We start from the raw sequence: 1,059 nt of genomic DNA on the forward strand, positions 1-1,059 counted from the left end.
GCCCGCACGAACCGCCGCGACTCCACCCGCTCGTCCACGAACCCCAACTCACCCGCCACGAACCGCCACGACTCCCGCGCCACCACCATCCGATCCACCGTCACCCGCGGCGAGTGGTCCGCCTCGGCGCGCAGTGAGAAGCGGTCCATGACACGGTTGGTCAGGGCATTGCCGAACACGTCCAGCAGGGGGAAGACGGCTCCGTCGGGGAGTACGACCACAAGCTGGTCGCCGCGCGACTCGACCCACACGTCGGCGGCCGGTAGCGTGCGGGGCCGGTGCGGGTCGGCGGTCCAGTCGACCATTCCCACGAGATAGTCCTGTGGACGCACCAGCGCCGGTATGCTCCGCGCCGACCAGCGTGGCGGTTGTTCCTTGGGAAACTGGGGCATCACCCGCGGCCCGGGGAAGTCCAGGTCGGTCTCGTGCAGCAGCTCCAGGTCGTGCGGGTGCTGGGTGACGAACAGTGACGCGCCGACGGTGTTCATGGCCACGTGCAGCTCGCCGAGGACCAGGGTGAACTCGCCGCGCTCGACCGCGTCGGCGTCGGTGGCGGCGATCAGCACGTCCGGGCTGACGTAGCGGGCCTGCCACCAGCCCCGGCCCGCCTCGGCGAAGGTACGCCGGACCTCGTCGGCGATGTCCGCGCTGGCCAACTGGACCCGACGGGCGCCGGGCGGGGCGTTGATGATGCGGGTCCAGTGCGCCCGCAGTTCGGCCTGGATGCGGGTGATGTCGGCGATGGACTCCGGGTGCGGCACCGGAAGGCAGGCCAGCCACAGGGAGCCAAGGTCGACGGCGCCCTGCGCCGCGTGGAGCCGGTCGTACACCTCCCGGATCCGCGCGCCGACCACGTCGGCGACCCGGTTGGTCATCCACCGGGCGGCGGTCAGGCAGAGCCCCAGGGGAGTGAGCTCGTCGCGGACGGCGGTGCCGAGGCGGATGGTGGCCGAGCGGCGGCTGTCGGAGTAGACGACAGCGCGGCAGGGAGCGGTACCGGAACCCTTCTCCCGAGCGGCAGCGGTACCGGTCAGCGACACGAAATCGGCCTCCAACACG

1 protein-coding gene is annotated in these 1,059 nt (G+C 71.7%); it reads right to left on the reverse strand.

Translation table 11 applies throughout. The features are described 5' to 3' along the window. On the reverse strand, positions 1–1,059 hold a 1,059-nt coding region (locus QSK20_RS31915), incomplete at both ends, for a lantibiotic dehydratase (RefSeq protein WP_285792321.1).

It is taken from the genome of Micromonospora sp. NBRC 101691 (genome assembly GCF_030269285.1).
Classification (GTDB): Bacteria; Actinomycetota; Actinomycetes; order Mycobacteriales; family Micromonosporaceae; genus Micromonospora; species Micromonospora echinospora.